Origin of the sequence: Clostridium cavendishii DSM 21758 (assembly GCF_900141845.1) — a bacterium.
GTDB classification, from domain to species: domain Bacteria; phylum Bacillota; class Clostridia; order Clostridiales; family Clostridiaceae; genus Clostridium_AG; species Clostridium_AG cavendishii.
Window position 1 is genome coordinate 1 of record NZ_FQZB01000052.1, and the last position, 1,582, is coordinate 1,582.

2 protein-coding genes and 1 tRNA gene are annotated in these 1,582 nt (G+C 25.3%); 1 reads left to right on the forward strand and 2 read right to left on the reverse strand.

Annotation, left to right across the window (positions count from 1 at the left end; genetic code table 11):
- A tRNA-Phe gene (locus tag BUB01_RS22600) sits at positions 1-76 on the forward strand.
- 256 nt (positions 77-332) lie between these two features.
- Here the strand turns inward: BUB01_RS22600 and BUB01_RS22605 are convergent.
- Both BUB01_RS22605 and BUB01_RS23895 read right to left on the reverse strand, forming a co-directional pair.
- Positions 333-785: a GNAT family N-acetyltransferase gene (locus BUB01_RS22605; protein ID WP_072993981.1), complete on the reverse strand. Its 453-nt coding sequence runs from the start codon at positions 783-785 to the stop codon at positions 333-335.
- A 58-nt stretch (positions 786-843) separates the two neighbouring features.
- Positions 844-972: a hypothetical protein gene (locus BUB01_RS23895; RefSeq protein ID WP_278337168.1), complete on the reverse strand. Its 129-nt coding sequence runs from the start codon at positions 970-972 to the stop codon at positions 844-846.
- Positions 973-1,582: the final 610 nt, after the last annotated feature.

Sequence of the window (1,582 nt, forward strand, 5' to 3'; positions counted from 1 at the left end):
GGCTCGATAGCTCAGTCGGTAGAGCAGAGGACTGAAAATCCTCGTGTCGCTGGTTCGATTCCTGCTCGAGCCACCAAAAAGATCTAGTATAAATATGCTAGATTTTTTTTGCATTTATAGTACCACAGATTCCTAATATGCTTGAAAAAAGCTTTTAACTATGGGTACAAAAAATAATATCTTCAATGTAAATTAAAAATATGAAATATAAATATGACAAGATAGAATTTTGGGACAGAGGATATTTGTTGATATATACGCACTAAAAACAGAAAGTCAAAGTTTAAGTTCAAACTTTGACTTTCTACTAATAGATAATTAAATAGAATCGATTATAATTCTATTTTCTTTATATATTCAATTTCATCTTCATTTCTTAAAACCTCTGTATAACCAAATTTTTTATATAAATGTTGATTACCTACGCTAAATATGGGTGTAGAAAGTTGCCATTCATTAATATCTGGATATGTTCTTTCAATCAATTCCATTACTCTATAACCATAGCCTTTTCCTTGAAATGATGGTTCTATTACAAAATCTTCAAATCTCATCTTATTACCTTCCAAAGGGATAAGAAACAATGCGCCTATAATTTGATTATCTAATTCAATTTTATAAGCAATAAAGTTTTTGATAATATCAATTTGAGAGGCAACTTCATTATATCCTGAAGGACCTCCATTCCTTCCTAAATAAGTATTAATTTCTTTATTGTATGCTTTTATTTTTATGTCAGTAATTAACTTAGCATCATCAATGTTTGCTTTATTTATTTCTAACAAGCCACATCCTCCTTTAATACAAAAAAATTATATTATAATCCTAATTTTACGATATGTGTCATCTTATATACATATTATATACCACAACTGAATTTATCATAAGTCTGAATTGTACAGATGTGTCTATATTTTCTTTATAGTTTTTAATCTTTGCATCTATAAAAGGAATTGTACTATATACTAACATATTTTTAGTTCTAATTGTTTCTTCATCATCTACCGATAAGCCCTAATATCAGCATTTCTATCAAGTGCAGCTTGTTTAAAGAAATAAATCACTAAAAGTGATGACTTTTTTAATATATGATATTTTAATAAATAATATTTTTCTTTTAAGGCATATCTTTATAAATTATATATTGTCTAAAATTTCTAATGATTAAATAGCATAATGATTCAATTAATAATATTGTAGAAATTTAAAAAGTAGTTTTAGAAAATATAAAAAAGTTTCTTTGAATATATTAAAATAGAGGTATTTAAAGAGCTTTAGATATAGTATAGATTTATATTGTACAAGACAACTTGACCTTGTGTATCGGTAATATATATATTAAGATATAGCGAGAAAATTACATTTATATAAATATAATTTTATAATTTGGAATAATAAGCAGAATTTGAATTTATAAAACATGATATTATAAAACACGTCGCTAAGACATATGTCTTTGAGGCAAACCACTTCAATAAATTTTAATATTAATAAAATGTTAAAAACATTAAAAAAGTATTAAAAAAATTATTGACATGAAAGTGAAAAGGTGGTAACATAGTAAAGGTCGTCAGGTGATGAC